This is a genomic window from Microbacterium sp., from assembly GCF_052102115.1.
Classification (GTDB): Bacteria; Actinomycetota; Actinomycetes; order Actinomycetales; family Microbacteriaceae; genus Microbacterium.
Genome location: NZ_JBQDVP010000115.1, coordinates 1 through 3,122 on the forward strand (window position 1 = coordinate 1; position 3,122 = coordinate 3,122).

3 protein-coding genes and 1 pseudogene are annotated in these 3,122 nt (G+C 61.2%); 2 read left to right on the top strand and 2 right to left on the bottom strand.

The window, feature by feature from the left end; all coding sequences use genetic code 11:
- Positions 1-505 precede the first annotated feature (505 nt).
- Positions 506-1,744, bottom strand: coding sequence for an MFS transporter (locus tag ACTICP_RS16185; protein ID WP_441894111.1), 1,239 nt, complete (start codon positions 1,742-1,744; stop codon positions 506-508).
- Positions 1,745-1,895: 151 nt separating this feature from the next.
- On the opposite strand from ACTICP_RS16185, the gene ACTICP_RS16190 reads away from it, so the two are divergent.
- Entirely contained in the window at positions 1,896-2,213 is a 318-nt protein-coding gene (locus tag ACTICP_RS16190) for an ArsR/SmtB family transcription factor (protein ID WP_441894113.1), read from the top strand.
- A gap of 441 nt (positions 2,214-2,654) precedes the next feature.
- Complete coding sequence (locus tag ACTICP_RS16195) at positions 2,655-2,888, top strand: MmyB family transcriptional regulator (protein ID WP_441894115.1); 234 nt, start codon at positions 2,655-2,657, stop codon at positions 2,886-2,888.
- On the opposite strand, the pseudogene ACTICP_RS16200 reads toward ACTICP_RS16195, so the two are convergent.
- A pseudogene (locus ACTICP_RS16200) lies at positions 2,860-3,069 on the bottom strand (IS3 family transposase); the annotation flags it as partial. The gene ACTICP_RS16195 and the pseudogene ACTICP_RS16200 overlap by 29 nt on opposite strands.
- Positions 3,070-3,122: the final 53 nt, after the last annotated feature.

Here is a 3,122-nt window from a genome sequence, read left to right on the forward strand (position 1 = left end):
CGCATGACATCGGCCCCTCTCAAGTCGGCAGCCGCTGGTGCAGATGTAGAGATGCGTCCTACTTTGGCCACGACGCGCCGATGCACTTTGCACAAAACCCCATTCTTAACGATCAGTGTGCAAAGTAGCGCGACATGGACGAGTCGCGGCTAGACGTTGCGACGCCCTTTGTAGACCGAGTCGAGTGGTTATACCGAACTAGGCATTCGATCGCCTCAGCCATGGCATTGTTGTACGAGTCTCTGCGGAAGCCCACGGATCCGACGATTCCGGAACCGGCGAGTGGAAGTACCAGACGAGTGGGCTGGCCCTATAGTGTACCCGCATGCTATCACCCGTCGACTACATTGACAGTGGCACACTAACAAGCCCCTAACGGTGGATTCAGGGTAAGTGAGTCCGGCGAGGCTTGATCTCAAGCTACTTGGCCAGTCTGTGGCTGAGCATGTTCCGCAAATTTCGCGGAGGCGTGCTCGCCGGGCCCCTCTTGCGGTCTTCTGCCAAATTACCGGAAGCTGCTGTGTGTGCGACGCGCGGCTCTGTTGAGGGCGAGGAACGTAATTCCCAAGACGACGACGAGGCCGATCATGGCCAGTGCTGCGGCGGTGAGGCCATTGTAGTAGACCCAAGGGTACCCCGAGCCGCCGGAGGCGATCAGTTGGCCTGTCGCACCGGGCAGAGCGGCGGTGATGACGGTAGCGAGAATCGCGGCGTAAGCGGCGACGAAGATGGCTTCGGAGCCGATGCGGAAGAGGTTGATAACTCCGGAGGCGGCCCCGGCACGTTCGGCGGGCACTGCAGCAAGAGCCTCGGCATCAACAAGCCCTAATGGCAGGCCGAAGCCCAGGCCGAGCAGGATCATCGGTGCGACACCGAGAGCAATCGGCATATCCGGTCGGAGCAAAAGCAGCACGGAGACGCCGCCAATGATGAGGCTTACGAATGAGGTCGAGACGATCACAGTCGGCGTGATGCGCGTACGCTCCATGATCCGGTGGACTAGGGCGGGGGCGATAAGCACCGGGATAGTCATTACCAGCATCAGCGCACCCGTCACCCCAGCGGTGAGACCGTGGATGGCCCCGAGCGCGCTGGGGAGGTAGGTCAGGAACGTGACGAACCCGATCGCTCCGGCCACAGGCACCAGCGTCATCGCAAGGAACTTCGGTGCTTTCAGTGCGGAGAAGTCCAGCATCTCCCGCAGCGAGGTAGCACCGCGCCCGAGCTGGGGAAGTCGCGTCGCGCCGATGAAGGCTATGACTAGGACGATCGTGTGTGTGGCGAAGATGCCCTGCCATCCCCAGGCCGACAGAAGCAGCCCCGACAACGCGGGGCCAGCGGCGAGGCCGAGTCCGTTGATCGTGCCGAACAGTGCGAACGCCTGAGCCCGAGCTTTACCCTCGAACAGGTGGCTGAGGATCGGGGCGGCACCGGTAAGCACGGCGGCGGAGCCGATGCCCGCGACGACCCGGCCGACATCCAGCGTGACGATGTTTGGGGCGAGCACGCTGATCACGCCGCCGGTGGCAGCAATCACGATGCCGATGCGGAACGAGTTCGTGTAGCCGATCCGGTCAGAGCACGCACCCCACACGATCGTGCAGATCGCAAAAGAGACGTTGAAGCCGTTGACCACCCACTGCAACGGTGCCGGATTTGACCCCAGCTCACCGGCGATGGACGGAAGCGCGACGGCGGTGCCGGAGATTGACAGCGGGATCACGAACTGGGCGAGCAGAATCACGGCCAGCAGCAGCCTGGGTCGGGGCATTGTCACTCCTTATCGTTCGATACAGGTTTAAGGTTCGATATATTACGAACCTATTCAGAGTGGCATGACTGTAAGGTAGGATGCAAGTCGAACCTTTGATGTTGTGCGGAGATTCAGAATGGTGATGACGAGCAAGACGGTGAGTGTGGAGCCGGACGAGATCGAGCTCGGAGCCGTGCTCTCGGCGCTGGCCGATCCGCATCGGCGGCAAGTCATCCATGATCTGGTGAACGACGCTGAGGGCAGCGAGCGATCTTGCACGAGCTTCGGCCTGGACTTGTCAAAGTCCACGCGAAGCCATCACTTCAAGGTGCTCCGTGAGGCTGGGCTGGTGCATCAGGTTGACCGGGGCAATCGCAGCGAGGTGACGCTGCGCAGACGCGACCTCGACACACGCTTTCCTGGCCTACTTGCCCTTATCGGCAGTGAGGGTGACGGCTGACTACCAGGCTCGAGCCTGCGTGCCGAGCAGAAGCACACCAGCGGGTAGGCAGCGAGAGCAGCAGCTCCATAACCGGTCTGAGCACGAGCCTCTCAAGCCATACCGTAGCTACCTCCCTCGCATCGGACGGCACCGCGCTACGTTGGCCAGGGTGGAGACCCAGGTCTTTAGGCTTGCTGGTATGAGTTAGTTAGTGCGTCGAAAGAGTGAGACGTACCGGGTCCGCGAGAACGGCAATATCGCCGCCGAGCAGATCGGGCCGCTACACCAGGAGTCCCCGATGCTCGAACGGGACCGATCATCAAGACCGTCACTGCTCGGATCACCGAGCAACTAGCCAACGCAGGCACCCACGGCCGATACGATGCGCCCCAGCATCCAGCGTCTGCTGGACGCGATGACCGAGGCCCCACGATCCTGCGGAACATCTACTTCGACTCCATCGCCGCGAATGCGCTCACCCGCGCGCTCTGCTCACCCGTGTTCGCGGATCCGGCGCCGAACAGCTCGCGCTTTGCCTTCCTAAACCTCGCAGCGCGGGACTACTACGTGGAGTGGGACAAGGACACGCAGGAACTCGTCGCGACGATGCGCGGCAAAGCCGGTCGGATCGGGACTGATGCAAAGAAGGGTGACAGCGTGAGTGTCATGCTGCGAGAGCAGCTGGCTCTATGATTGCTTCGTACTCCACTGGTGTCAATCGACCCAACCGGGCTTGTCGACGACGTCGGTGATATGTCCGCTCGATCCAGGTCACGATCGCGATTCTCAACTGATCCCTGGTGGCCCACCGGCGACGGTCGAGAACGTTCTTCTGCAACAGAGCGAAGAACGATTCCATCGCGGCGTTATCGCCAGCTTATCCGGCTAATCAACGTCAGTTTGGTGTTTTGGCCGGTTAATGAAGTC

What these genes read in the sequence shown, in the direction of transcription:
- ACTICP_RS16190 (WP_441894113.1), top strand. Translation starts at nt 1,896, where the DNA reads ATGACGAGCAAGACGGTGAGTGTGGAGCCGGACGAGATCGAGCTCGGA.